The 24,891-nt window shown below is 69.9% G+C and carries 25 protein-coding genes; 15 read left to right on the plus strand and 10 right to left on the minus strand.

The annotated features are described in order from the left end of the window. Positions 1-415 precede the first annotated feature (415 nt). Positions 416-688 carry a hypothetical protein gene (locus ACWD11_RS01555; RefSeq protein WP_451280632.1) on the plus strand — a complete coding sequence of 91 codons (273 nt, stop codon included), beginning with the start codon at positions 416-418 and terminating at the stop codon, positions 686-688. 2 nt (positions 689-690) lie between these two features. On the opposite strand, the gene ACWD11_RS01560 is transcribed toward ACWD11_RS01555, so the two are convergent. Then, positions 691-924: a hypothetical protein gene (locus ACWD11_RS01560; RefSeq protein ID WP_389415214.1), complete on the minus strand. Its 234-nt coding sequence runs from the start codon at positions 922-924 to the stop codon at positions 691-693. Further along, positions 917-1,798 carry a mycothiol conjugate amidase Mca gene (gene mca / locus ACWD11_RS01565; RefSeq protein ID WP_389415215.1) on the minus strand — a complete coding sequence of 294 codons (882 nt, stop codon included), beginning with the start codon at positions 1,796-1,798 and terminating at the stop codon, positions 917-919. The genes ACWD11_RS01560 and mca overlap by 8 nt, the downstream gene beginning before the upstream one ends. A 125-nt stretch (positions 1,799-1,923) precedes the next feature. Here mca and ACWD11_RS01570 point away from each other — a divergent pair, with 125 nt between their 5' ends. Both ACWD11_RS01570 and greA read left to right on the plus strand, forming a co-directional pair. Further along, positions 1,924-2,322 carry a DUF4307 domain-containing protein gene (locus tag ACWD11_RS01570; protein ID WP_451280635.1) on the plus strand — a complete coding sequence of 133 codons (399 nt, stop codon included), beginning with the start codon at positions 1,924-1,926 and terminating at the stop codon, positions 2,320-2,322. Between the two features lie 193 nt (positions 2,323-2,515). After that, positions 2,516-3,016: a transcription elongation factor GreA gene (greA, locus tag ACWD11_RS01575; protein ID WP_451280637.1), complete on the plus strand. Its 501-nt coding sequence runs from the start codon at positions 2,516-2,518 to the stop codon at positions 3,014-3,016. A gap of 64 nt (positions 3,017-3,080) precedes the next feature. Here greA and ACWD11_RS01580 read toward each other — a convergent pair whose 3' ends face one another. The 3 genes from ACWD11_RS01580 to ilvA form a co-directional block, all read right to left on the minus strand. Beyond that, positions 3,081-3,926, minus strand: coding sequence for an ABC transporter permease (locus ACWD11_RS01580; protein WP_451280638.1), 846 nt, complete (start codon positions 3,924-3,926; stop codon positions 3,081-3,083). Continuing rightward, positions 3,923-4,900 carry an ATP-binding cassette domain-containing protein gene (locus ACWD11_RS01585; RefSeq protein ID WP_389415219.1) on the minus strand — a complete coding sequence of 326 codons (978 nt, stop codon included), beginning with the start codon at positions 4,898-4,900 and terminating at the stop codon, positions 3,923-3,925. The genes ACWD11_RS01580 and ACWD11_RS01585 overlap by 4 nt, the downstream gene beginning before the upstream one ends. 160 nt (positions 4,901-5,060) lie before the next feature. After that, a complete protein-coding gene (gene ilvA / locus ACWD11_RS01590; RefSeq protein ID WP_451280641.1) occupies positions 5,061-6,290 on the minus strand; it encodes a threonine ammonia-lyase in 1,230 nt (409 codons plus the stop codon). A gap of 162 nt (positions 6,291-6,452) precedes the next feature. On the opposite strand from ilvA, the gene ACWD11_RS01595 reads away from it, so the two are divergent. The 3 genes from ACWD11_RS01595 (at position 6,453) to ACWD11_RS01605 (ending at position 7,859) form a co-directional block, all read left to right on the plus strand. After that, entirely contained in the window at positions 6,453-6,965 is a 513-nt protein-coding gene (locus ACWD11_RS01595) for a MarR family winged helix-turn-helix transcriptional regulator (RefSeq protein ID WP_250078845.1), read from the plus strand. Positions 6,966-7,110: 145 nt separating this feature from the next. Beyond that, on the plus strand, positions 7,111-7,614 hold the full coding sequence (locus ACWD11_RS01600) for a sigma factor-like helix-turn-helix DNA-binding protein (protein ID WP_389415221.1): 504 nt from the start codon (positions 7,111-7,113) through the stop codon (positions 7,612-7,614). Next, on the plus strand, positions 7,611-7,859 hold the full coding sequence (locus tag ACWD11_RS01605; RefSeq protein ID WP_389415222.1) for a hypothetical protein: 249 nt from the start codon (positions 7,611-7,613) through the stop codon (positions 7,857-7,859). Before ACWD11_RS01600 ends, ACWD11_RS01605 begins: the two co-directional genes overlap by 4 nt. 4 nt (positions 7,860-7,863) lie before the next feature. On the opposite strand, the gene ACWD11_RS01610 is transcribed toward ACWD11_RS01605, so the two are convergent. Beyond that, positions 7,864-9,018: a cystathionine gamma-synthase gene (locus ACWD11_RS01610; RefSeq protein WP_389415223.1), complete on the minus strand. Its 1,155-nt coding sequence runs from the start codon at positions 9,016-9,018 to the stop codon at positions 7,864-7,866. Positions 9,019-9,149: 131 nt separating this feature from the next. Here ACWD11_RS01610 and ACWD11_RS01615 point away from each other — a divergent pair, with 131 nt between their 5' ends. The 3 genes from ACWD11_RS01615 to ACWD11_RS01625 are packed head-to-tail and all read left to right on the plus strand — an operon-like array spanning position 9,150 to position 12,221. Further along, positions 9,150-10,268 carry a hypothetical protein gene (locus ACWD11_RS01615; RefSeq protein WP_451280643.1) on the plus strand — a complete coding sequence of 373 codons (1,119 nt, stop codon included), beginning with the start codon at positions 9,150-9,152 and terminating at the stop codon, positions 10,266-10,268. 59 nt (positions 10,269-10,327) lie between these two features. Then, complete coding sequence (msrA, locus tag ACWD11_RS01620; RefSeq protein WP_389415225.1) at positions 10,328-11,044, plus strand: peptide-methionine (S)-S-oxide reductase MsrA; 717 nt, start codon at positions 10,328-10,330, stop codon at positions 11,042-11,044. Between the two features lie 58 nt (positions 11,045-11,102). Next, positions 11,103-12,221 carry an AI-2E family transporter gene (locus ACWD11_RS01625; RefSeq protein ID WP_389415226.1) on the plus strand — a complete coding sequence of 373 codons (1,119 nt, stop codon included), beginning with the start codon at positions 11,103-11,105 and terminating at the stop codon, positions 12,219-12,221. 94 nt (positions 12,222-12,315) lie between these two features. Here the strand turns inward: ACWD11_RS01625 and ACWD11_RS01630 are convergent, their stop codons facing one another. Continuing rightward, positions 12,316-13,359 (minus strand): NAD(P)-dependent alcohol dehydrogenase, encoded by a 1,044-nt coding sequence (locus ACWD11_RS01630; protein ID WP_389415227.1) that lies wholly within the window; start codon positions 13,357-13,359, stop codon positions 12,316-12,318. Between the two features lie 169 nt (positions 13,360-13,528). On the opposite strand from ACWD11_RS01630, the gene ACWD11_RS01635 reads away from it, so the two are divergent. Then, a complete protein-coding gene (locus ACWD11_RS01635; RefSeq protein ID WP_451280646.1) occupies positions 13,529-14,440 on the plus strand; it encodes a helix-turn-helix transcriptional regulator in 912 nt (303 codons plus the stop codon). Between the two features lie 6 nt (positions 14,441-14,446). On the opposite strand, the gene ACWD11_RS01640 is transcribed toward ACWD11_RS01635, so the two are convergent. Then, positions 14,447-15,217 (minus strand): group II truncated hemoglobin, encoded by a 771-nt coding sequence (locus ACWD11_RS01640; protein ID WP_389415229.1) that lies wholly within the window; start codon positions 15,215-15,217, stop codon positions 14,447-14,449. A gap of 116 nt (positions 15,218-15,333) precedes the next feature. On the opposite strand from ACWD11_RS01640, the gene ACWD11_RS01645 reads away from it, so the two are divergent. From ACWD11_RS01645 to ACWD11_RS01655, 3 genes are all read left to right on the plus strand, one after another. Beyond that, positions 15,334-16,761 (plus strand): ABC transporter permease, encoded by a 1,428-nt coding sequence (locus ACWD11_RS01645; RefSeq protein WP_451280649.1) that lies wholly within the window; start codon positions 15,334-15,336, stop codon positions 16,759-16,761. Positions 16,762-17,587: 826 nt separating this feature from the next. Then, positions 17,588-18,271, plus strand: coding sequence for an ABC transporter ATP-binding protein (locus ACWD11_RS01650; protein WP_389415231.1), 684 nt, complete (start codon positions 17,588-17,590; stop codon positions 18,269-18,271). 218 nt (positions 18,272-18,489) lie between these two features. Beyond that, entirely contained in the window at positions 18,490-21,723 is a 3,234-nt protein-coding gene (locus ACWD11_RS01655) for a S8 family peptidase (RefSeq protein ID WP_451281119.1), read from the plus strand. 88 nt (positions 21,724-21,811) lie between these two features. Here the strand turns inward: ACWD11_RS01655 and ACWD11_RS01660 are convergent, their stop codons facing one another. Next, complete coding sequence (locus ACWD11_RS01660; RefSeq protein WP_451280651.1) at positions 21,812-23,077, minus strand: L,D-transpeptidase; 1,266 nt, start codon at positions 23,075-23,077, stop codon at positions 21,812-21,814. Positions 23,078-23,281: 204 nt separating this feature from the next. Further along, positions 23,282-23,626 (minus strand): hypothetical protein, encoded by a 345-nt coding sequence (locus ACWD11_RS01665; RefSeq protein ID WP_451280653.1) that lies wholly within the window; start codon positions 23,624-23,626, stop codon positions 23,282-23,284. 121 nt (positions 23,627-23,747) lie between these two features. On the opposite strand from ACWD11_RS01665, the gene ACWD11_RS01670 reads away from it, so the two are divergent. Together ACWD11_RS01670 and ACWD11_RS01675 are read left to right on the plus strand one after the other, a co-directional pair. Further along, on the plus strand, positions 23,748-24,059 hold the full coding sequence (locus ACWD11_RS01670) for a hypothetical protein (protein WP_389415234.1): 312 nt from the start codon (positions 23,748-23,750) through the stop codon (positions 24,057-24,059). Between the two features lie 43 nt (positions 24,060-24,102). Further along, positions 24,103-24,876, plus strand: a complete 774-nt coding sequence (locus ACWD11_RS01675) for a hypothetical protein (protein ID WP_451280655.1) — start codon at positions 24,103-24,105, stop codon at positions 24,874-24,876. Positions 24,877-24,891 lie beyond the last annotated feature (15 nt).

Consider the following 24,891-nt stretch of genomic DNA (forward strand, 5'->3'; position numbering starts at 1 on the left):
GGTTCGGGGGTGAACCGGTGGGGCGTGACCTGCGCGGTCCGACGGGGCCGCCGGACGAAGATCGGTTCGTGGGACGGGAGCGGGAGATCGCCGCGCTTCTCAGCGGGCTGCCCCCGAGCCTCAGCGACTGGACGCGGGGGCCGTACCTGGTCGTCCTGCACGGGCCGGGCGGTGTGGGCAAGTCCGCCCTCGCGGGTCAACCGGTGCGGCGGTACGGCCACGAGCTCAGGGCCCTGACCGCAACGGATCCCCTCCCGGTGCACTGGCTCTCCCTCGGCGGTGCGTTGGACACGGAGGGCACGTCTGCCGCGCGGCCTCTGCTCGAGAGGTCACGGCGCTGTTCCGGGTTGATGGTGATCGCCACCTCACGCGAGAAACGCGGCTGGAAGGACGCCGACCAACTGCACGAGGTGCGGTGTCGAGCTCTTCTCGCGGTTCTCCAAGGGCTCCTTCGACGTCCCACCAGCCGCGCGGACTGCCACCGCTCGTACGCCTCGCCGGCGCGCTCGGCATCCGGATGCGCGGCCCCGCCGAGCCGTACCCGCACGACGTCCTCGACCACCGGTTCGTCAGCGTCGACGCCTCGGACGTGTTCGTCCGCCGCCGCGGCTGGTCGGGCGCCCACTCCGGCCATGTACGGCCGGAGTCGGCGCATCTCCTGCTGTCACTGGCCGACCACGCGCGGTGAGCTCAGCCCTTCTCGGCGTCCCCGGGGGTGTCCGCCTTCGGGTCCGGGGCCTCCGTGAAGGCCACCTTGCCCATGTGCTTGTTCATCGACTTCATCAGGCCCCACACGGCCAGTGCCATCACCGCGAAGACGATGAAGCCGAGGACACCGGGGGTGACCTTGTCCTCGTCGACCTCCTTGGCGAGGGTGGCCAGCTGGGTCATTGCCAGGCTTGCGCTTGCGCTCATGTCAGGCATTGTCGCGGACGCCCGCGAAGAGGTCGTCCTCGGGGAGGGAGGTATCGACGAGGGACTTCGCCAGCTCGTACTCCTCCGTCGGCCAGACCTCTTTCTGGAGCTCCATGGGCACCCGGAACCAGCCTCCGTCGGGGTCGATCTGCGTGCGGTGCGCGATCAGGGCCTTGTCGCGGATCTCGTAGAACTCGGCGCAGGGGATGTGCGTGGTCAGCGTGCGCTCGGTGCGCTGGAACTCGTCCCAGCGCTTGAGCCAGTCCCCGTACGGCGACTCCATGCCCCGGTCCAGCAGCGCCTGGTGCAGCGCCTCGGTGCGGGGGCGGTTGAAGCCCTGGTTGTAGTAGAGCTTGACCGGCTGGTACGCCGGGCCGAACTCGTCCTCCGGGTACTTCTCGGTGTCCGCCGCGCCCTCGAACGCCACCATCGAGATCTTGTGGGTCATGATGTGGTCGGGGTGCGGGTAGCCGCCGTTCTCGTCGTAGGTGGTGATCACCTGCGGGCGGAAGGAGCGGATCTTGCGGACCAGCTCACCGGCCGCCTCGTCGACGTCCTCCAGGGCGAAACAGCCCTCGGGCAGCGGCGGCAGCGGGTCGCCCTCGGGCAGGCCGGAGTCGACGAAACCGAGCCACTCCTGCTTGACGCCGAGGATCTCGCGGGCCTCGTCCATCTCCTTCCTGCGTACCTCGTGGATGTTCTCCTCGATGTACCGGTCGCCCTGGAGCTTGGGGTTCAGGATGGAGCCGCGCTCCCCGCCCGTGCAGGTCACGACCAGCACGTCCACCCCCTCGGACACGTACTTCGCCATGGTGGCCGCGCCCTTGCTCGACTCGTCGTCGGGGTGGGCGTGGACGGCCATCAGTCGCAGCTGGTCAGTCAAGACTCAATCCTCGTCGGTCGGCGCACCCGGATGAACGGGCGCAAACGGCGGCTTCTATAGTGACCGAATCGGGGGCCGAATAATTCCGGGGCCTGCTCCACCGCCCGCCCCGCGAGAGGACGATCATGACCACGGCGAGCACACGACCGCCCGAGGGCCGGTACGGACGCTCCTCGGACGAGCGCGCCGACCACCGGCTCAAGCTCGCCGCCGCCGTCCTCGGAACCCTGCTCGTGGTGGTCGTGGGCTACTTCGGCTACCACTACGTCGGCCAGAACAAGATCAGCGCCGAGGTCATCGAATACGACTTCACGAAGACCTCGGTCAAGGTGCATCTGGAGGTCCGCAAGGACGCCGGCGCCTCCGGGTACTGCACGATCCGCTCGCAGGCGGAGAACGGCGCCGAGGTCGGCCGGGCGGACTTCCGCTTCGACGGTGACGCCACGCGGATCGACGAGGTCGTCACGTTGCGTACGACGTCCCAGGGCACCACGGCCGAGCTGCTCGGCTGTCACGCGGACTGACCCGGCCCGCCCGGGCCCGGAGCGGGTTCGCCCGCAATACGTAGGCGCTGACCTGCGTTGACGTAATTCTGGCGGCTTATGTCCTCCCCCTGACGCCCTGGAATTGTTAGGCTCGTGGTTTCGCCCTTCCGTGAAGGAACATTCTTCTGGGTAGGGCGATGCTTTGTATTCCCAGTACCGACGAGGAGCACCTGTGACCCAGACCAGCGAGTCCGTCACCTGGCTGACCCAGGAGGCGTACAACAAGCTCAAGGACGAGCTTGCGTACCTTACTGGTCCTGCGCGCACGGAGATCGCCGCCAAGATCGCGGCCGCGCGCGAGGAGGGCGACCTGCGCGAGAACGGCGGGTACCACGCGGCCAAGGAGGAGCAGGGCAAGCAGGAGCTCCGTGTGCGCCAGCTGACCCAGCTTCTCGAGAACGCCCAGGTCGGCGAGGCGCCGACCTCGGCGGAGGGCGAGGTCGCGCCCGGCATGGTCGTGACGATCGCCTTCGACGATGACGAGGACGACACCCTGTCCTTCCTGCTCGCCTCGCGTGAGTACGCGAGCTCCGACATCGAGACCTACTCCCCGCAGTCCCCGCTGGGCTCCGGCGTGATGGGCCACAAGGTCGGCGAGGACGCGGAGTACGAGCTGCCGAACGGCAAGAAGGCCTCGGTGCGGATCCTGAAGGCCGAGCCCTACAGCGGCTGACCCCGGCCCCCGGCCGTACGCCCTTGACCACGCCCCCGGCGTCCCTGTGACGCCGGGGGCGTCGTCATGCCGCCGCGGAGCGGTACTTGCGGACCGCCAGCGTCCGGAACACCGCGATGATCAGGACCGAGTAGATCAGCGACGCCCACACCGGATGCTGCATGGGCCAGGCGTCGGAGGGCGAGACCCCGGGGTTGCCGAAGAGCTCGCGGCACGCCTGCACCGTGGCACTGAAGGGGTTCCAGTCGGCGACGTGCTGGAGCCAGGGGGTCATCCGGCTGGAGTCCACGAACGCGTTCGAGATGAACGTGACCGGGAACAGCCAGATCAGTCCGCCCGAGGTGGCGGCCTCCGGAGTCCGCACCGACAGGCCGATCAGCGCTCCGACCCAAGTGAACGCATAGCCGAGCAGAAGCAGCAGGCCGAAGGCGCCGAGCACCTCGCCGAAGCTGGTGTGCGTACGCCAGCCGACCAGTAGCGCGACCATGGCCAGCACGAACAGCGTGAGCGCCGTCTGCACCAGGTCGGCCAGGGTGCGGCCGGTGAGCACCGCGCCCCGCGCCATCGGCAGGGACCGGAAGCGGTCGATGAGTCCCTTGTGCATGTCGTCGGCGATGCCCGCCCCGGCGCCGGCGGTGGCGAAGGTGACGGTCTGCGCGAAGATGCCGGCCATCAGGAACTCGCGGTAGACGGAGGACTCCGTGGTGCCGCCGATGTTCATGGAGCCGCCGAAGACGTAGCTGAACAGCACCACGAACATGATCGGCTGGATCAGTCCGAAGATGACCATCTCCGGGATCCGGGACATGCGGATGAGGTTCCGCTTGGCCACGACCAGGGAGTCCCGGACGGACTGGACGAGCGGGTGGGCGGGGGCCGTGACCGGCACGGCGTCGGTGACGGCGCTCACTTGGCTGCCTCCTTGTCGGATTCCTTGTCCCTGACCTCGGCGGCGTGGCCGGTCAGGGACATGAAGACGTCGTCGAGGGTCGGGCGGCGCAGCCCGATGTCGTCGATCTCGATCCCTCGGCTGTCCAGCTCGCGGATGACCTCGGCGAGGAGCTTCGCGCCGCCGGTCACCGGAACGGTGAGCTTGCGCATGTGGTCCTCGACGGTGGTCTCGCCCTTGCCGAAGCCGCTGAGCACCTCGGAGGCGGACTGCATGTGCTCGCGCTCGTGCACCACGACCTCGACGCGCTCGCCGCCGGTGCGGGCCTTGAGCTGGTCCGAGGTGCCCTGGGCGATGACCCGGCCGTGGTCGACCACGGCGATGTCATGGGCGAGGTGGTCGGCCTCCTCCAGGTACTGGGTGGTCAGCAGCAGGGTGGTGCCGCCGGAGACGAGCCGCTTGATGACGTCCCACAGCAGTTGGCGGTTGCGCGGGTCGAGGCCGGTGGTCGGCTCGTCCATGAACATCACGGGCGGGGAGACCACCAGGGCGGCCGCGAGGTCGAGGCGGCGGCGCATCCCGCCCGAGTAAGTCTTGGTCGGGCGGTCCGCGGCGTCGGCGAGGTCGAACTGCTCCAGCAGCTCGGCCGCGCGGGCCTTCGCCGCCTTCGCCCGCATCTGATAGAGCTGGCCGACCATCTGGAGGTTCTCGCGGCCGGTGAGGTATTCGTCGACCGCCGCGAACTGGCCGGAGAGGCCGATGGAACGGCGCACGGCGTCGGGGTGCTTGAGCACGTCGATACCGGCGACGACGGCCTTGCCGCTGTCGGGGCGCAGCAGGGTCGTCAGACAGCGGACGGTGGTGGTCTTGCCCGCGCCGTTCGGCCCGAGCAGGCCGAGGACGGTGCCCTCCGGCACATCGAGGTCGACACCGTCCAGTGCCTTTACGTCGCCGAAGGTCTTGACCAGACCTTCGGCATGGATGGCGCCTGGCATATCAGTCTCCACGTCATCGGGGATGGTTCGGTAGGCCTGAGGTGTGGCACGACACACACCATAACGCGATGTATCGCGTCTCTCAACGGAATTACTCGAACGAGTGACCAAGGGGCCTCTGACCTGGGCCGATGCCCTCAGCCGATGCCCTCTGCCGTCCTCAGGCGATGACCGTGTAACCGGCCTCGCGCAGGGCCTGGCCGACCTCGGCGCAGTGCGTCGGCCCCTTCGTCTCCAGGTGCAGCTCGACCTCCGCCTCCGTGAGCCCGAGCCGGGGATCGGTCCGTACATGGCTCACGTCGAGGACGTTAGCGTCCACCACTGACAACACCCCGAGGAGCGTGGCGAGGGCGCCCGGCCGGTCCGTGAGACGCAGCCGTACGGCCAGGTAGCGGCCCTGCGCCGCCATGCCGTGCCGCAGCACCCGCTGCATCAGCACCGGGTCGACGTTGCCACCCGACAGCACCGCGACCACCGGGCCCTCGAAGGCGCCGGGGTCGCTCAGCAGCGCCGCGACCGGGCTCGCCCCGGCCGGTTCCACCACCAGCTTGGCCCGCTCCAGGCAGAGCAGCAGGGCGGTGGACAGCTCGTCCTCGGTGACCGTGCGGACCTCGTCCACCAGATCGCCGATGATCCGGAACGGCACGTCGCCGGGTCGCCCCACCTTGATGCCGTCGGCCATCGTCGCCGGGTTGTGCACCGACACCGGACGCCCGGCCGCCAGCGAGGGCGGGTAGGCCGCCGCGCCCGCCGCCTGCACGCCCACGATCCGCACGTCCGGCCGGATCGCCTTCACCGCGACGGCGATCCCGGCCGCGAGCCCGCCGCCGCCGATGCCGACGACGATCGTGCGCACCTCCGGGCACTGCTCCAGGATCTCCAGGCCGACCGTGCCCTGGCCCGCGATGATGTCGGCGTGGTCGAAGGGGTGGATGAACACCGCGCCGGTCTCGGCCGCGTACTCCTGGGCGGCGGCCAGCGTCTCGTCGACCACCTGGCCGTGCAGGCGCACCTCGGCGCCGTAGTCCCGGGTGGCGCTGATCTTCGGCAGCGGGGCACCGTGCGGCATGAACACCGTGGAGCCCACCCCGAGCAGGGCGGAGGCGAGCGCGACGCCCTGCGCGTGGTTGCCGGCGCTCGCCGCGACCACCCCCGCGGCCCGCTCCTCGGGCAGCAGCCCGGCGATCCGGACGTAGGCGCCGCGCAGCTTGAACGAACCCGTCCGCTGGAGGTTCTCGCACTTGAAGTGCACCGGCGCGCCCACGAGCTGGGACAGGTGCCGGCTGCCCTCCATCGCGGTCACCCGAGCCACGCCCGTGAGCATCTTCTGGGCGCCGCGCACGTCGTCGAGCGTGACCGGCGGCAGCGGGTCGGCCTTGCGGTAGCTCATGACTCAAGTCTCGCAGTTCACACGTGCGGACTCCCGCCGTGACCATCCACCGAGACTGGTTTACGCAGCGCCGGTACGGCCCGCGCCCCATCCGCGTAACCTGTCCCCCAACCCAGCACCCCTTCATGAAGTGAGCCCCCGGCCATGCCCACAACACCTGAAATGTCGATGGACATGTCGACCGTCGGTGACACCGGTCTCCTCGACACGCTGCAGCACGAGGTGGCGGTGTTCGCCCGCCGTGCCGAACAGACCCGGCTCGGTGGGGTCGGGCAGGTGCGCAACTCCATGGACCGCGCCGCATACCTGCTGCTCAACCGCCTCGACAAGGAAGGCCCCATGGGGGTCAAGGCGCTCGCCGCGAGCATGGGGATCGACTCGTCGACGGTCACCCGGCAGGTGGCCCCGCTCGTCGACACCGGGCTCGTCAAGCGCACCTCGCACCCCGAGGACGGGCGGGCCGTGGTGCTGCAGCTCTCCCCGCGCGGGCAGTCCCGGCTCGAGGAAGTGCGCTCCTCCCGGCGTCAGTTGATGGCCGAGCTGACACACGACTGGGCGCCGGAGGAGCGCGAGGCGTTCTGCACGCTCCTGACGCGCTTCAACAGCGCGCTGTCCGCCCGGATGGCGGCACACGGCATGCCGGGCGCCGAGCCGGCCCCGGCCTCGGCGTCCTAGGAGCTTCCGGGTCCGCGCACACACGTGCCGCCCGGCTCTTGACCCCGGGCCGCCCCTGGCCTCATATGAAACCGGGTCCTCTTCGTACGCCCGTACGTGGCCGGGATCCGCTCACTCAGGGGGTCGCCCTCAGGCGGGAGGCGCGGTGCGAGAACGGCATGCGTTCCAAGGCGTCCGCCGGGTCCGGGAGTTCGAGGCGTTCGTCGCGGGCGCGGCGGGCCGGCTGTTGCACACCGCCACTCTGCTCACGGCGGAGGCACCGGCCGACAACCCGCGCGCGCGGCGCCTGCTGACGCTCGCCCTCGCCCATACGTACGCCGGCTGGGACCGGCTGCGCGGGGAGGATCCCTACGACCACGCCCGGCAGTATCTGGCCACCCGCTTCGCGCGCGGGGCGTGGCATCAGCACGGCGGTCCCGGCCGGGCCCGCCCGCACCCGGACAGCCCGCTGGCCGTCCTCGGCCCGCAGGAACGCCTGATCCTCGTCATACGGCTGTACGAGGGGGTCGCCGAGGAACAGACGGCGGCGCTGCTCGGTCTGCCCCTGGAACGGGTGCGGACGATCTGCGACCGGGCGACGGCGACGCTGCTGCACCCGCCGCGTGGGCCCGCGCCCGCGGCCGTACCGGCGGGAGCCGCGGCGTCATGAACCGCAACGAACGGCAGGCCGCGGCACGGCGGATCATGGAGCGCACTCCGCCCGTGGTACCGCCCGGCCTGTGCGCGGACGCCGTGCGGCGCGGCGGGCGGATGCTGCGGCGGCGCAGGGCGGCCCTGCGGCTGATGTGGCTGCTGATGTTCGCCGCGTCGGTGGCGTTCCTGGTGTGGGCCCTGCTGGCCCGTCCCTGGGTGGAGCCGCCGTCGGAGGTGACTCCACCGCTCACGGGCTGGTGAAGGACTAGCCGAGCGCCTGCTGGAGGTCCTCCAGGAGGTCCTCCACGTTCTCGATGCCCACGGACAGGCGGACCAGGTCGGCCGGGACCTCCAGGGCGGAGCCGGCCGCGGAGGCGTGGGTCATCCGGCCCGGGTGCTCGATCAGCGACTCGACACCGCCGAGGGACTCGCCGAGGGTGAACACCCGGGCGCGGTTGCAGACCTCGACGGCCGCCTCCTCGCCGCCGGCCACGCGGAAGGAGATCATGCCGCCGAACGCCCGCATCTGCTTGGCGGCGATCTCGTGGCCGGGGTGCTCGGGCAGGCCCGGGTAGAGCACGTCCGTCACGCGCGCGTGACGGGAGAGCATGTCGGCGACCTTGGTGGCGTTCTCGCTGTGCCGGTCCATGCGCACCGACAGCGTCTTGGTGCCGCGCAGCACCAGCCAGGAGTCGAAGGGACCGGCGACGGCGCCCATCGCGTTCTGGTGGAAGGCCAGCTCCTCGCCCAGCGTCTCGTCGCTGACGACCAGCGCACCGCCGACGACGTCGGAGTGGCCGCCCATGTACTTGGTCAGGGAGTGCACCACGACGTCGGCGCCGAGCGACAGCGGCTGCTGGAGGTAGGGCGTGGCGAAGGTGTTGTCGACGACGAGCCGCGCGCCGGCGTCCCGGGCGACCTGGGCGACCGCGGCGATGTCGGTGATGCCGAGCAGCGGGTTGGAGGGGGTCTCCACCCACACGGCCCGGGTCCTCGGGGTGATGGCGGCCCGTACGGCGGCGGGATCGCTGGTGTCGGCGACCGACCACTCCACGCCCCAGCGGGCGACGACCTTCGCGAACAGGCGGAAGGTGCCGCCGTAGGCGTCGTTGGGGATGACCACGTGGTCGCCGGGGCTGAGCAGCGTGCGCAGCAGACAGTCCTCGGCCGCCAGGCCGGACGCGAACGCGAGCCCGCGACGGCCGCCCTCCAGGGCCGCCAGGTTCTCCTCCAGGGCGGTCCTGGTGGGGTTGGCGCTCCGGCTGTACTCATAGCCGCCGCGCAGGCCGCCGACACCGTCCTGCTTGTAGGTCGAGACCTGATAGATCGGCGGGACGACCGCGCCGGTGAGGGGGTCCGCCGTGTTGCCCGCGTGGATGGCGAGCGTCTCGAAGTGCTGACTGATGTGCCTGTCGCTCATGAGTCACGAGCGTAGTGCTCCGACGGCGCTGATGACGGGCCGAGGAGTGGACGGAGGAGGCGACCGGGGAGTTTTCCACAGGCCGCGGCCCGGGTTGGCCAATTGTCAGTGCGGTCTGGAACCCTTGGGCCATGGAGATTCTCTGGGTTCTGGTGGCGCTGGTCATGATCGGCTTCGTGGTGCTGCCGTTCATGCGGCGCCGGCGGGGCATGATCGAGCAGGTCCCGCCCGGCCACCCGGACGCCGCGGACCCGGCGAACTACGGGTTCGTACGGCAGGAGGAGCTGGACGTCCGGATGCCCGGGCCCGATCAGGACCTGCTGGACGTGCTGGACCTGGTGCAGCGCACGCAGGACCACCGGGCGGCCGCGCAGCTGCTCGCGGGCACCGAGACGGAGGGCGAGCTGCGCTGGCAGCGGGTGCAGGCCTTCGCGGGCGCCGCCTCGCTTGAGCTCCAGCAACGGCCCGGCGGGGTCAGTGACACGCCCGGCGGGCAGTGGCTGCGGGTGTGGCGGGCCGAGCAGGCCAAGGACGCGGGCGGCGCGGCGGTGCACGCGGAGTTCCTGGTGCAGCAGGCGTGGCGCACCGCGGCGCCCGGCACGGACGAGTTCCGGATCATCATGGAGGAGGCGCGGGCGGCCTGCGGCGATGCGGCACTGCTGGCTCCCGGCGACCCGATCCCGTACATCGTCGAGCTGTCGGTGGCCCGGGGACTGGCCTACTCGCAGCCGGAGTTCGAGCAGCTGTGGCTGAAGATCCTGGACCGCGCGCCGACCCACATGGGCGCGCACCTGGCCGCGCTGCACTACTGGTGCGAGAAGTGGCACGGCTCGCGTGAGCAGGCGTACGGCTTCGCGGAGGCCGCGGCGGCCCGGGCGCCGCGGGGCTCGCTGCTCGCGGCGATGCCGCTGTTCGCCGTCTTCGAGCATCTGCCCGAGGTCAACCTGGTCAGCGGCTTCTACCAGAGCGAAGTGGTGACCAAGGCGATGCACGGCGCGCTGCACGCGGTGCACTCGGCGCGCCCCGACGACCCGATGCTGGCGCATGTACGCCATCTGCTGGTGTTCTTCCTGGTCCGCGCCGAGCGCTGGGCGGAGGCCATGAACCAGCTGGTCCACGTCGACGGCCATGTCGGCGCCCTGCCCTGGACGCTCTCCCCGGACCCGGCCGCCGAGTTCGCGGTGTACCGGGCACTGGCGGTCGCCGGCTACGAGGCCAACGGCGGCAGCCCGGCATCGCTGCCGCACTGAGGAATGCCCGGGGTCGCGGCCCTGTTGAACCGAGCGAACCCCGTGGGATTGGAGACCGCATGTTCCTGAACAGCCGTTCGCCTCAGCTGCCGACCCCCGAGCAGGCGCTGGGCGGCCGTCCCGAGCCGGCGTTCACCGTCCCCGACCGCCACACCGTCCTCGGCAACCCGCTGCTCGGCCCCTACCCCGAGGGCCTGGAGGTCGCCGACTTCGCCCTGGGCTGCTTCTGGGGCGCCGAGCGCAAGTTCTGGCAGCTCCCCGCGGGCGTGTGGACCACTCTCGTCGGCTACCAGGGCGGCTACACCGAGCACCCCACCTACGAAGAGGTCTGCTCGGGCCTGACCGGCCACACGGAGGTCGTCCGCGTGGTGTTCGACCCGAAGGCGGTCTCGTACGGCGAGCTGCTGAAGACGTTCTGGGAGTCCCACGACCCGACCCAGGGCTTCCGGCAGGGCAATGACGTGGGCACCCAGTACCGCTCGGCGATCTACACCCACACCCCCGGCCAGGCGGCAGCGGCGGAGTCCTCCCGCGCGGCCTACCAGCAGGTCCTCACCGGCTCCGGCTACGGCACGATCACCACGGAGATCCTTCCGGCCGAGGGCCGCGCCTTCTACCCGGCGGAGGGCTACCACCAGCAGTACCTCGACAAGAACCCGGGCGGCTACTGCGGCATCGGCGGGACCGGGGTGAAGCTGAGCGCCCCGTTCGAGACGAACTGGGGGGCGTCCTGCCCGACGGGCCTGGTCGCGGCTCCGGAAGCGACGACCGAGTAGCCGTCCAGCAAGTTACCAGTGGTGCCCATGGGGCATGAGTCCCCATAGGGTGCCCTGCGTGACTGCCACATTGAGTTCCACGAAGGTCCGGGCCGCGCTGCGCACATCAGCGCGGACCTCCGGAGAGTTGCTCCTCATACTCCTCATGCTCGCGGTGAGCCTGTGGCTCCTGGGCCGGATGTGGTCGATCGTCTGGCCGCTCGTGATCGGCCTGCTGCTGACCACCCTGACCTGGCCGCCGATGCGTTTCCTGCTCCGTCGCGGGTGGTCGCCCGCGCTCGCCGCGTCGGTCGTGACGGTGCTGTTCCTGCTGGTCGCCGCGGGCATCGTGGCGCTGATCGCGGTGCCGGTCGCCTCCCAGTCCGGGGAACTGAGCGACGGTGTGATCAAGGGTGTGCAGGAATTGCGCGAGTGGGCGGCCGGGCCGCCGCTGAACATCGACGACGCACAGATCAACAAGGCCTTCGACAGCGCGGTCTCCCGCGCCCAGGACGGTCTGGGCAGCATCACCGGCGCGGTCGTCACGGGTGTGAGCACCGTGCTGAACGGCCTGGTCACCGGCGTCCTGGCGCTCTTCCTGATGTTCTTCTTCCTCAAGGACGGCCCGCGGTTCCTGCCGTGGCTCGCCCGTCAGCTGCCCGGCCGGCTCGCCACCGACGTCCCGACCGTGGCCGCGCGCGGCTGGGACACCCTGGGCTCGTTCGTGCGTTCCCAGGCGGCCGTCGGCCTGCTCGACGCCGTCCTGATCGGCCTGGGCCTGTGGATCCTGGACGTGCCCCTGGTGCTTCCGCTGGCGGTGCTGACCTTCGTCTCTGCGTTCGTGCCGATCATCGGTGCCCTGTTCGCCGGTTTCGTCGCGGTGCTCATCGCGCTGGTCTCCAACGGGCTGACGGACGCGCTGCTCGTGCTGGCCATCATCGTGGTGGTGCAGCAGCTCGAGGGCAACGTGTTCCAGCCCATGATCCAGAGCCGCGGGCTCGGCCTCCACGCGGCCGTGATCCTGCTGGCGGTGACCTTGGGCGGCAGCCTGGCCGGCATCGTGGGCAGTCTGCTCGCGGTACCGGTCGCCGCGCTGATCGCGGTGGCCTGGGACTACCTGCGCGAGCAGCTCTCCGAGCCGTCGTCCGAGGACCCGGGCACCGGCACGGCGGACACCGGCGCCCCCGTCCCGTCCTAGCGTGACCGCTGGTCCGACCGGGACACTCCGGGACCGCCGCTCGCGGCCCCGGAGTCTGTGGCGCGGCCGTCGGTGAGGCCCGCGGCCGGGGCCGTCAGATCGTCGCGGTGTCGATCACGAAGCGGTACCGGACGTCGCTCGCCAGTACCCGCTCGTACGCCTCGTTGATCTCGCTCGCGGCGATCAGCTCGATCTCCGCGCCCAGGCCGTGCTCGGCGCAGAAGTCCAGCATCTCCTGGGTCTCCCGGATGCCCCCGATGCTGGACCCGGCGAGGGACTTACGGCCCATGATCACCGAGAACAGGTTGAGCGCGACGGGCTCCTCGGGCGCGCCGACGTTCACGAAGGCGCCGTCCGTCCTGAGCAGCGAGAGGAACTGGTCCAGGTTCAGCGGGGCCGAGACCGTGGACACGATGATGTCGAAGCTGCCCCGGAGCTCCTCGAAGGTCTTCGGGTCGCTGGTGGCGTAGTAGTGGTCCGCGCCCAGCCGCAGCCCGTCCTCCTTCTTGCGCAGGGACTGTGACAGGACCGTCACCTCGGCACCGAGCGCGTGCGCGATCTTGACGGCCATGTGACCGAGGCCGCCCATGCCGAGGACCGCGACCTTCTTGCCGGGGCCGGCGTTCCAGTGCTTGAGCGGGGAGTACGTGGTGATGCCCGCGCACAGCAGCGGCGCGGCCACGTCGAGGGACAGACCGTCCGGGATGCGGACGGTGTAGTTCTCGTCCACGACGATCTGCCGGGAGTAGCCGCCGTAGGTGGGCTCCCCGTTCTTGTCGAGGGCGTTGTACGTGCCGATCATGCCGCCGCCGGTGCAGTACTGCTCATGACCGGCCTTGCAGTTGTCGCACTCACGGCAGGAGTCGACCATGCAGCCGACGCCCACGCGGTCGCCGACGGCGAACTTGGTGACGCCGGATCCGACCTCGGTGACCACGCCCGCGATCTCATGGCCGGGCACCATCGGGAAGATGGCCTCACCCCAGCCCTCGCGGGCCTGGTGGATGTCCGAGTGGCAGATACCGGCGAACTTGATGTCGATCAGCACATCGAACTCGCCGACGGCGCGCCGCTCGATGGTGGTGCGCTCGAGCGGGGCCTTGGCAGAGGGGGCGGCGTACGCAGCGACAGTGGTCATGGGGAGTGGATCTCCTAGGGGTTGCACGCCCGGCTGCCTTCTGTCCGGGCACGGTATCCAGCGTGCCCCACCCGTCGGCATCCACCCAGGTCACCGCTTTGCGTACGTCTGCTGTTCCTACTACTGACGGGGTCAGGCTGGTAGGCGTACGACCGTGAATACTGGGCTCATGGACGAACAGCCCGCACCCCCGCAGGAGCCCGGCGGCCTGGACCGGCGCGCCGAGCTCAGCGAGTTCCTGCGCACCCGGCGTGCCCGGCTGAAGCCGGAGGACGTGGGGCTGCCGGACTTCGGGCGGCACCGCAGGGTGCCGGGGCTCAGGCGCGAGGAGCTGGCGCAGCTGGCCGGGGTGTCGGTGGCGTACTACACCCGGCTCGAGCAGGGCAACGGACGCAATGTGTCGGCGGAGGTGCTGGACTCCATCGCCCGGGCGCTGCGGCTGACCGACGCCGAGCACGCCCATCTGACGCATCTGGCCAAGCCCAAGCAGCACAAGAAGAAGCCAGCCGGGCGGACCGAACAGGCCCGGGCGTCGCTGGGGCAGCTGCTGGTGTCGTTGGAGAACGTCCCGGCGTATGTCACGGGGCGGCGCACGGACATCCTCGCGTGGAACCCGATGGCCGCGGCCGTCTTCGGCGACTGGGCCGAACTGCCCGCGCAGGAACGGAACTGGGCGCGGCTGGTGTTCCTGAAGCCGGAGTACCGGGAGCTGTTCGTGGAGTGGGACCAGAAGGCGTCCGACATCGTCAGCTACCTGCGCATGGACGCGGGCTGCCACCCCGACGACCCCCGCCTCTCCTCGCTGGTGGGCGAACTCTCCGTGAAGAGCGAGGAGTTCAGGCTCCTGTGGGCCACCCACGACGTGCGGGAGAAGAGCTACGGCATCAAGCGCCTGCGGCACCCGCTCGTCGGCGAACTGACCCTGAACTTCGAGACGTTCACCCTGACGGACGGCTCGGAACAGTCACTGATCACTTACCATCCCGAGCCGGGCTCCCCGTCCGCGGAGGCGCTGCGGCTGCTGGCGAGCTGGGGTGCGGACGCCACGAAGTCCGGCTCCACGGCACGGTCCGCCCCCTGACCTCCCTCAGCCCTGGTACGGCGGTGCCGCCCCCCAGTTCCACTTCGGCACCGGCTGCTCCGCCGGGGTGCGCGCGTCCGAGCCGGAGAAGTGGACCGCCAGCCGGGTGCCCCACTCCACATAGGCCACGAACGCCGAGCGGAACTCCGCGTCCGTGGGCAGGCCCGCCTCGTCCGCCGCGTCCTGGATGAGGTTGACCCAGCGGCGGCGCTGGGGCTCGGTGATGGCCAGGCCCATGTGCTTGGCGACCATGCGGCCGTGGCCGCCCTGGGTGTCGGAGTAACCGGTCGGGCCGCCGAAGACCTCGCCGAGCCACTGCGCCACGCGCTCGGCGTGCTCGGGGTCCAGGCCCTCGAACAGCGGGGCCAGCAGATCGTCCTTGGCGACCTTGTCGTAGAAGGCCGTGGTCAGCCGGCTGAGCGCCTCGGCGCCGCCGGCCCACGCGTACAGCGTGGGCACCGCCGAGCCCGTGCCGCGCACGCTGGTCGGCATGTAGTGCCGCATCTCCTCGATGTTGCTGATGAAGGACCGGATCTCGGCCAGGAAGGGAGGGAACAGCTCCGAGGTGCGGAAGCCCTCGATGTGGTCCTCGGTCGAGGTCCAGGTGATCCGCAGGATGTAGTGCTCGAAGTCCTCGTCGCAGCGCGCCAGTTCGTAGTCGACGCACTGCGGGGCCGCCGCGAGACTGGCCGCGGCGCGGGTGTAGGCGGCCATGAACTCCGCCGACTGCTGCTCCGGGATGCGGTACCGGACGTATTCCACCGTGTGAGCCGTCATGCGCCCACACAAGCACAGTCGGACACGACATGGTTCCCGCTGCGCGGACAGCCTTCTCATCCTTCTCTTATCGCGGCCTTATCCCTTCATCACGCGCCCTGCCTAGCTTGCGGCGCATGTTCTTCACCTACCTGAGGCGCGAACTGCGCCGCCGCAGAAGGGCGGCCCTCGTCGTCGCCTCCGGCCTCGCGCTGGGCATCGCCCTGGTCATCGTGGTCAACTCCGTGTCCTCGGGCATGGGCAAGGCCCAGGACACGGTCCTGGAGTCGCTGTACGGGCTCGGCACCGACATGACCGTCACCAAGGCGGCCGCCGCGGAAGGCGGTCAGGCGCAGCGGCCGCGCTTCGAGTTCGACGCGCGGGACAGCGACTCCGAGGAGGAGCAGAGCAGCGACCGGGTCATGGTCCAGGGCTTCCAGACGCTGGCGAGTTCGACCGTGGACAAGGTCGGCGCGCAGGACGGGGTCGCGGACGCGGTGGGCGGGCTGAGCCTTCAGGTCATCAAGGTCAGCGGGCAGTTCCGGCGCGGCGAGTTCCAGCAGGACGGGGGCGGCCAGGCGCAGGGCGGTCCCGGCGGCGGGACGCAGGCGCCCGAGGGCCGGGTGGCGGGCGGTGGCGCCGAGTTCGACGTCAACAACTACTCGGTCTACGGCACGGATGTCACCGAGCCTGCGCTGGGTCCGCTGACCTCCTCGACGATCACGAGTGGTCGTACGTTCAAGGCGTCCGAGACGAACGCCGAGGTGGTCGTCGCCGACGCGTCGTACGCCAAGGAGAAGGAGCTGAAGGTCGGCTCCACGGTGACCGTCAAGGGCAGCAAGTTCAAGGTGATCGGCATCGCCACGCCCGAGAGCGGGGACGCGGCGGCCAGTCTCTACATCCCGCTGAAGCAGGCGCAGACGCTGAGCGACTCGAAGAACAAGGTCACCACGATCTACGTCAAGGCGACCGACTCGCAGCGGATCGACGCGGTGAAGTCGGAGATCCAGCAGAACATCTCCGGTACGACGGTGACGACTTCCGCGGACCTGGCGGACACGGTGTCGGGGTCGCTGTCCACGGCGTCCGACCTGGCGTCGAGCGTCGGCAAGTGGCTGTCGGTCGCGGTCCTGGTGGCGGCGTTCCTGGTGGCCGGACTGCTCACCTCGTCGGCGGTGTCGCGCCGGGTGCGGGAGTTCGGCACGCTGAAGGCGCTGGGCTGGAAGTCCGGCCGGGTGACCCGGCAGGTCGTCGGTGAGGCGGTAGTCAACGGTCTGGTCGGCGGCGTCCTGGGCATCGCGGTGGGCCTGGCGGGCGCCTACGCGGTGACGGCGATCAGCCCGACGCTGGAAGCGCAGTTGGGCACGACGGGCGGTGGCATGGGCGGCCCCGCGGCAAGGCAGACCTCCACGGCCCTGGAAGTAGCCCTGACGGCCCCGGTGAGCGCGACGACGATCGCCCTGGCGGTGGGCCTGGCGGTAACAGGCGGCCTGACAGCAGGCGCCTTCGGCGGCTGGCGAGCCTCCCGCCTCCGCCCGGCGGACGCACTGAGAAGAGTCGAGTAACAACCGCCGCCCACGACGACCGAATCCGGGCCCCGCACCCGGCGCTGCCTGGTCACCGCCCTCGGCGGACGAAGGTGGGACGTGCGTGCTCGGTGCTTTCGGGTCGGGCGAAGGTGGGACGCGCAGCCCGGCGCTGACGGGTTGCCGCCCGCGCCCACCCGTGCCGCCCTGCGGCACGACTGCCCGCGGCTGAAGCGGCAGGGCCGACCCTGGCCGGGGCGGCGCAGACAGCCGTGGCTGGGACGGCGCGGCCGGCCAAGGCTGGAGCGACGCAGTCGGCCAAGGCTGGAGCGACGCAGTCGGCTGCGGCTGGAGCGGCGCAGACAAGCCTGGCTGGGACGGCACGGCCGGCAAAGGCTGCAACGGCGCGGACAAGCGTGACTGGGACGGCGCAGCCGGCCGCGGCTGCAACGGCGCAGACAAGCGTGGCTGGGGCGGCGCAGCCAGCCGTACTTGAAGCCGTACGGCCAGCCAAGACCGGAGCGGCGCAGTCAGCCGTAGCTGGAGCGGCGCGGATGGCCAAAGCCTGGGCGGCGCAACCGGCCAACCCTAGGCAGTCGGCCGCAGCCGAGGCGCGCAGTCGGCCAAGGCTGAAGCAGAGCATCCCCCGCGGCCACCCCAGAACTGACCAAGCACCCCGCACCAAGCCCACCCAGGGGCGCGGGGAACTGCGCGACCAGCCCCCACCCACCCGCAGCCAACACCAAAGCAGGCCACACCGGAACCCACCCCAGGGGCGCGGGGAACTGCGCGACCGACCCCCACTCACCCGCAGCCGACCCCGAACCCCCGCCACCCCGACGACGACCCCACCCAGGAGCCACCCATGTACGACCTCAGAAACGTCACCAAGCTCTACACCCGAGGCAAGGAAACCGTGCACGCCCTCGACGGAGTCGACCTCGCCATCCCCGACGGGGACCGTCTCGTCATCCAGGGCCCCACCGGCGGCGGCAAGTCCACCCTTCTCCAGATGCTCGGCGGCCTCGACCGCCCGACGTCGGGCGAGGTCGTCCTGGACGGCACGGATCTCGCCAAACTCTCCGAGGCCAAACTGACCGGCGTCCGCAGCGAGAACATCGGATTCGTCTTCCAGAGTTTCAATCTCATCCCCACCCTCACCGCCCAGGAGAACGTGGAAACCGCCCTCGTACCCCTCGGCACGAAGCCGAAGGACCGCAGGGAACGCGCGGCCCAGGCCCTGGAATCCGTCGGCCTCGGCGAACGGCTCACCCACCTCCCCTCCGAGATGTCCGGAGGACAGCAGCAGCGCGTCGCGATCGCCCGCGCCCTGGTCAAACAGCCCAAGGTGCTGCTCGCCGACGAACCCACGGGCAACCTCGACGAGTCGATGCGCGACGAGATCATGGACGTACTCGAACGCATGTGGAAGGAGCTCGGGCTCACCTTCATCATGGTCACGCACGATTCGGCCATCGCGAGGAAGGCCCCCCGCGTCGCGACCATCCGCAAGGGAAAGATCTCCGTCAGGGAAAACGCGGGCGCGTAACAGTCCGATTCTGTCCGTCCCCTGTCTATTGAGGTAGCTGATCACCCCCCGGCATACTGCCTATTCCGGGGGGCACGTACGTCTGTGCAGACCACCCCCGGCCGGGTGAAGGGGGAATTCACCCGGTACTTCAGCAAGGGGGAAACTTGCGCAGACAAGTGAAAAGAGCATGCGCGGCCACCGTCGCCACGGCCGCCGCCGTCGCCCTCGCCGCCGGCATGACCAGCCCGGCATCGGCGAAGCCCGAGCCGCGCGCCACCGGCGCCGCTCAGCTGACCGCCCATCACGCCATCACCCTGATCACGGGTGACCGGGTCACCGTCGACGCCAAGGGCCGCGTGATCGGCCTGCAGCGGGCGGAGGGACGTCAGCACATACCCGTCCAGATCCGCAAGGCCGACGGGCACACGCTCGTCATACCCGCCGACGCGGCGCGCCTGATCACCGCGGGCAAGCTCGACCAGCGGCTGTTCGACGTCACCGAGCTCAACACGTCGGCCACCCGCAAGTCGCAGGCCAAGGGCCTGAAGGTGATCGTCGGGTACAAGGGCGCCGCGGCCGGCACCAAGGCCGACGTCCGGGACGCGGGCCAGCTCCGCCGGACCCTGAAGTCCCTGAACGCGGACGCGGTCCAGACGCCGTACACCGAGACGCCCGACCTGTGGGACGCCGTCACCAACGGCGACCGCACCGCCTCGGGCATCGCCCACATCTGGCTCGACGGCACCCGCAAGGCCACCCTCGACACCTCGGTGGCCCAGATAGGCACCCCCGCGGCATGGTCGGCGGGGTACGACGGCAAGGGCGTCAAGATCGCCGTCCTGGACACCGGTGTCGACGTGAACCACCCGGACCTCAAGGACCAGGTGATCGCGTCGAAGAACTTCACCCCGGCGGCCACCGCGGAGGACAAGGTCGGCCACGGCACGCACGTCGCGTCCATCGCGGCGGGCACCGGAGCGAAGTCCGGCGGCAAGTTCAAGGGCGTGGCGCCCGGCGCCCAGGTCCTCAACGGCAAGGTCCTGGACGACACCGGCTCCGGTGACGACTCCGGCATCCTGGCCGGCATGGAGTGGGCGGCCGAGCAGGGCGCCCAGGTCGTCAACCTCAGCCTCGGCGGCATGGACACCCCCGAGGTGGACCCGCTGGAGGCGGCGGTCGACAAGCTGTCCGCCGAGAAGGGCATCCTGTTCGCCATCGCGGCGGGCAACTCCGGCCCGGAGTCGGTCGGTTCGCCCGGCAGCGCGGAGGCCGCGCTCACCGTCGGCGCGGTCGACGACAAGGACCGGCTCGCCGGGTTCTCCAGCACCGGACCACGGCTCGGCGACGGCGCGATCAAGCCGGACGTCACCGCCCCGGGCGTGGACATCACGGCCGCGTCCGCCAAGGGCAGCATGATCGAGCAGGAGGTCGGCGAGAAGCCGGCCGGGTACCTCACCATCTCGGGTACGTCGATGGCCACCCCGCATGTCGCGGGCGCCGCCGCGATCCTGAAGCAGCAGCACCCGGAGTGGACGTACGCCGAGCTCAAGGGCGCGCTGACGGCGTCCGCCAAGGGCGGCAAGTACACGCCGTTCGAGCAGGGTTCGGGCCGGATCCAGGTGGACAAGGCCATCAAGCAGACCCTGATCGCCGACCCGGTGTCGCTGAGCTTCGGGGTGCAGCAGTGGCCGCACACCGACGACACCCCGGTCACCAAGGAGCTGACGTACCGCAACCTCGGTACGCAGGACGTCACCCTGAAGCTGTCGGCGACCGCCACCGACCCCAAGGGCCGGCCGGCCCCGGCGGGCTTCTTCAAGCTGGCCGCCTCCACGGTGACCGTCCCGGCGGGCGGCAAGGCCACCGTCGGCATGACGGTCAACACCAAGCTGGGCGGCACGCTGGACGGCGCCTACTCGGCGTACGTCACGGCGACGGGCGGCGGGCAGACGGTCCGTACGGCCGCCGCGGTGCAGCGCGAGGTGGAGTCGTACGACGTCACGGTCAAGCACATCGGCAAGGACGGCAAGCCGACCGACGTCTACAACACCGTCCTGCTCGGCTACACGGGTCTGGCCACCGACCGCATCTACGGTGTTCCGCCGGTCGCCTCCGGCACCACCACGCTGCGGCTGCCCAAGGGCCAGTACCTGCTGGACGCCTGGATCGCCGAGGACTTCGCCGAGATGAAGGGCGGCCTGGACTGGCTGGTCCAGCCGAGGCTGACCGTCACCAAGAACACCTCGGTGACGATCGACGCCCGTAAGACCCAGGCGGCCGACATCACGGTGCCGGACGCGGGGGCCAAGCCGCTCTCGGCGATGATCGGCTACATGTACGACCCGGCAGGCATCGGCATCGGGGTCGGACTCGACTCCTTCGCCAATGTGCGCATGAAGCACCTGGGCGGCGAGGTCTCCGGTCTCCAGCAGACCTGGAGCGGCCAGTGGACCAAGGGCGCGAGCGCCGAGTACGACGTGGCCACCACCGCCACGGTGAAGAAGATCCAGGGCGACAAGGTCCGCCACTTCAAGGCGAGCGAGCTCGCCACGGTGAAGAACCGCCTGGGCGCCTCGGCCTCCGGCAAGACCGGTGGTGTGACCTCGTACGGCGAGTTCCCGAATGACTTCGTGATCGGCATGCCGGTCGAGCAGAAGCTGCCGGGCACCCGCACGATGTACCTCTCCACGTCCGACAAGATCCGGTGGACGTTCGACGTCGAGCAGTACGGCAGCCACACGCCCGAGGGCTTCCCGGTCCCGGACGCCTTCTACACGCTCGGCGCGCCGCAGACCTTCAAGGCGGGCCAGACCTACCAGAAGACCTTCAACAACGCGGTCTTCGGTCCGCACATCAACGCGGACTACGGCCTGTTCCGCGAGGGCAACAGCGTCTACGGCTTCTTGCCGCTGTTCGCCGACGGGGCCAAGCACGCCGGCTCCTCCGACTTCACCTCGGTGAAGACGGAGCTGTACCGCAACGGCACGAAGATCGGCTCCAACACCGACCCGCTGTTCGGCGAGGGCGTCTTCAAGGTTCCGTCCGCCGAGGCCGAGTACAAGCTGACGACCTCGGTCAAGCGGAGCGTCAAGGTAGCCGCCGCCTCCACCCGGATCGACGCCAGCTGGACGTTCAAGTCCAAGAAGCCGGCGTCCGACCAGGTCAGGCTCCCTGCCTCCACGGTCCGCTTCAACGCCAAGACCGACCTGAGCAGCCGGGTCACGGCGGGCCTGACGAAGAGCGTCCCGGTCAGCGTCGTGGGCGCCGCCGCGGGCAGCAACCTCAAGTCGCTGTCGGTGTGGGTGTCGTACGACTACGGCCAGACCTGGAAGAAGGTCTCCGTCACCGGCGGCAAGATCAAGGTGAAGAACCCGGAGAAGGGCAAGGCCATCTCCTTCCACGCGAAGGTCGCCGACAAGAAGGGCAACAAGGCGACCCTCTCGATCTACAACGCGTACTACGGCAAGTAGCAGGCGGACAAAAGGAAGCGGCCTCCGGGACTCAGGTCCCGGAGGCCGCTTCTCGTTGCCGAGGAGTTGACGAGGAGGGGGCGGCGGATCAGACCGCCGAGCCCGCCTTCCAGTCCGCCCAGCTCATGTTCCAGCCGTTGAGGCCGTTGTCCGGGGCGATCGTCTTGTCGCCGGTGTTCTGGACGACCACGACGTCACCGACGATCGAGTTCGTGTAGAACCAGTAGCCCTCGGTGCCCTTGTCGTTGGCGCCCTTGGTGTCGTTCAGGCCGACGCAGCCGTGGCTGGTGTTGGCGTTGCCGAAGACCGAGTCCGCGCCCCAGTAGTTGCCGTGGATGAAGGTGCCGGAGGTCGACAGGCGCATGGCGTGCGGGACGTCCTTGATGTCGTACTCGCCCTTGCCGTCATCGTCGGTGAAACCGACCGTCGCGCCGTTCATCCGGGTCTCCTTGAACTTCTCGGAGATCACCATCTGGCCCTCGTAGGTCTTGTTCTCCGGCGAGCCGGCCGAGATCGGGATGGTCTTGACGACCTCGCCGTCCTGCGTGACCTTCATCTGCTTGGTCTTCGCGTCGACGTAGGAGACCTGGTTGCGGCCGATCTTGAAGGTGACCGTCTTCTGCTGGACGCCGTAGACCCCCTCGGCGCCTTCGACACCGTCGAGCGCGAGCTTCAGCGTGACGGTGGAGCCTTCCTGCCAGTACTCGTCGGGGCGGCAGTCCATGCGGGTGTCGTTGAACCAGTGGCAGGCGACTTCCTGGCCGCTGGTCGAGGAGACGGTGACGGCCTTCTGGACGTCCGCCTTGTTGGTGATCGACTTGTCGAAGTTGATCGAGACCGGCATGCCCACGCCGACGGTGGAGCCGTCCTCCGGCGTGAAGTAGCCGAGGAAGCTGTTGGTCGGGGAGAGCGTGGTGAAGGAGGCGTTCTCGTGGGCCTTCAGGCCCTTGGCGTCCTCGGCGGTCACGGTGATCTTGTAGGTGGTGGACCGCTCCAGCTGGGCGTTGGGCTGCCAGCTCTTCTTGTCGGCGGATATCGCGCCCTCGACGGCGGCACCGTCGGCGGTCTTCATCGTGACCTCGGTGAGCGTGCCCTTGCTCACGGTGACGGTGGCGGAGTTGTTGATGGAGGCGTTGTCGGTGCCGTCCTTCGGCGTGATCTTGATCTGGGCCTCGGAGGTCTCCTGCGCCGCCGCCTCGTCGACAGTGGCCTGCGCGGTGTCGCCGCCCCCGTCGTTCCCGGAGGCCTCGTCGCCGCCGGAGCACGCCGAGAGCACCAGCACACCGCCGAGCAGTGCGGACGCGACCGTCAGGCCCCTGCGCCGCTTACTGTCCGTCATCACACGCTTCTCCATCGCTGCCGAATCCCCATACCCCGAGAGTCCCCGTCAAGAATCTTCAACGCTACGACCGGTTCGTCCCGTTCCACATCCCTTGCAGGTGTGGGGCACACCACGTCGCTGCGGCGGGTGGTGCGGGTGTCGGTCAGTGCGTCCCGTGAGACGACGAAACCCCGGGCGGCGGTTGCCGACCGGGGTCACGGGTTTCCCCAAGCGAACTCAGTCAACCGTCTCTTCGTCGTCGTCCCCGTCGACATCATCCTCGTCAAGGTCCCAGTCCGGCGAATCGGGGTCGTAGTCGATCTGCTCGCTGGACCAGGAGGCCTGCGCCAGGTCGACCCCCGGGATCTCGCTGACCAGGTCGAACGGGTCCACGAGGTAGGCCAGGGCCTCCGCGGTGTCTTCCGTCACAGCGCTCTCGGCGTGCGTCCGCTCGTCGGCGGGCATCGCGCTGTCGTCGGCGATCCGCCCCAGGGCCGCCTTCGTCACGGCGTCCATGTCGTCCACTTCCAGGACGAGTTCCACCCGAAGCCGTACAAACCGTGATGTCTCTTCAGTACTCATGCCCCGGAGCGTACGGCCCGAGGATGTCTTGAGGCTCCCACGACTTTCCCGCGACCGGGGGCTTTCATTAGCATCGCTCCACACGGCCAATTCGCCAGCGCCACAAGGGGATCGATATTCCGTGTCATCCGCTCGCCGTCCGTTGCTGACCGCCACCGCCGCGGGGACCCTGCTGGGCGCCCTGTGGTTCGTCCCCTCCGCGAACGCGACCGGGGACGAACCGGCGAGAGACGTGCCCTCGCCGGCCCCGTCGACGCAGGTCACCCAGCAGGCCCGGGCCGCCGCCGCGGCGGACTCCGCGGACTCCGCGGTCGAACTCGCCGACACCGGAAGCTTCGACAGCACGCCCTACGTCATGGGCGGGACCTTCTCGCTCGCGGTGGGCGCCGGCTTCGTGGTCTATTCGGTTCGGCGGGAACGTCACGGTTTCTGAACTGACTTGACGTTTCTTCAACGAAACGTTCATAGTCCGCGTCATGAAGAGATCTTCGAGGGCGCGGATAGGCGCCACGGCCGCCATGAGCGCGGTGACGCTCGCCCTCATCACGGGTTGTTCGAGTGAGGACTCCAAGGACTCCGACAAGGCCGCGGGCACGGAGGCGTCCGCCTCCCCGACCCAGGCCGCGAAGGCGCTGAGCGCCGCGGAGCTGGAGAAGCTGCTGCTCGCGCAGGGGGACGTCAAGGGGTACAAGGTCGAGGCGGGGGACGAGACGCTCCCCAAGGCCAAGACCGAGGTGAAGACGGACAAGGCCGAGTGCGCCCCGCTGGCGTGGGCCACGGCGGGCCTGGCCCCGGGTGAGACGGACGCGAGCGCGTCCAACACGGTCGCCGAGGACAAGGCGGCCTCGGCGACGACGGCGCCGGAGAGCGTCGAGGACGCCTTCGACTTCAACATGACGTTCGTGGGCCTGTCGTCCTACGACGCCGACGGCGCCGAGAAGACCATGAAGGCCGTCAACGACGGTGTCGCGGCCTGCTCCGGCGGCTACGGCATGACGGCGGCCGAGGAGAACACCAAGGTCACCAAGGTCGGCTCGGCGAAGGCCGCCGGTCAGGGCGACGAGTCGGTGGCGTTCACGCAGGACGTCGACATGGACGGCGAGGGTACCGCCACCTTCACCACCGCGGTGGTCCGCACGGGCAACACCATCGCCACGTTCTACACGGTGAACCTCGCGTCGCTCGGCACGGGCAAGGCGGCCGAGATCCCGGCGGAGATCGTCACGGCCCAGCTGGGCAAGCTGAAGTAGTCGGCGAGAGCCCCC

Source organism: Streptomyces sp. NPDC002776, from assembly GCF_053592195.1.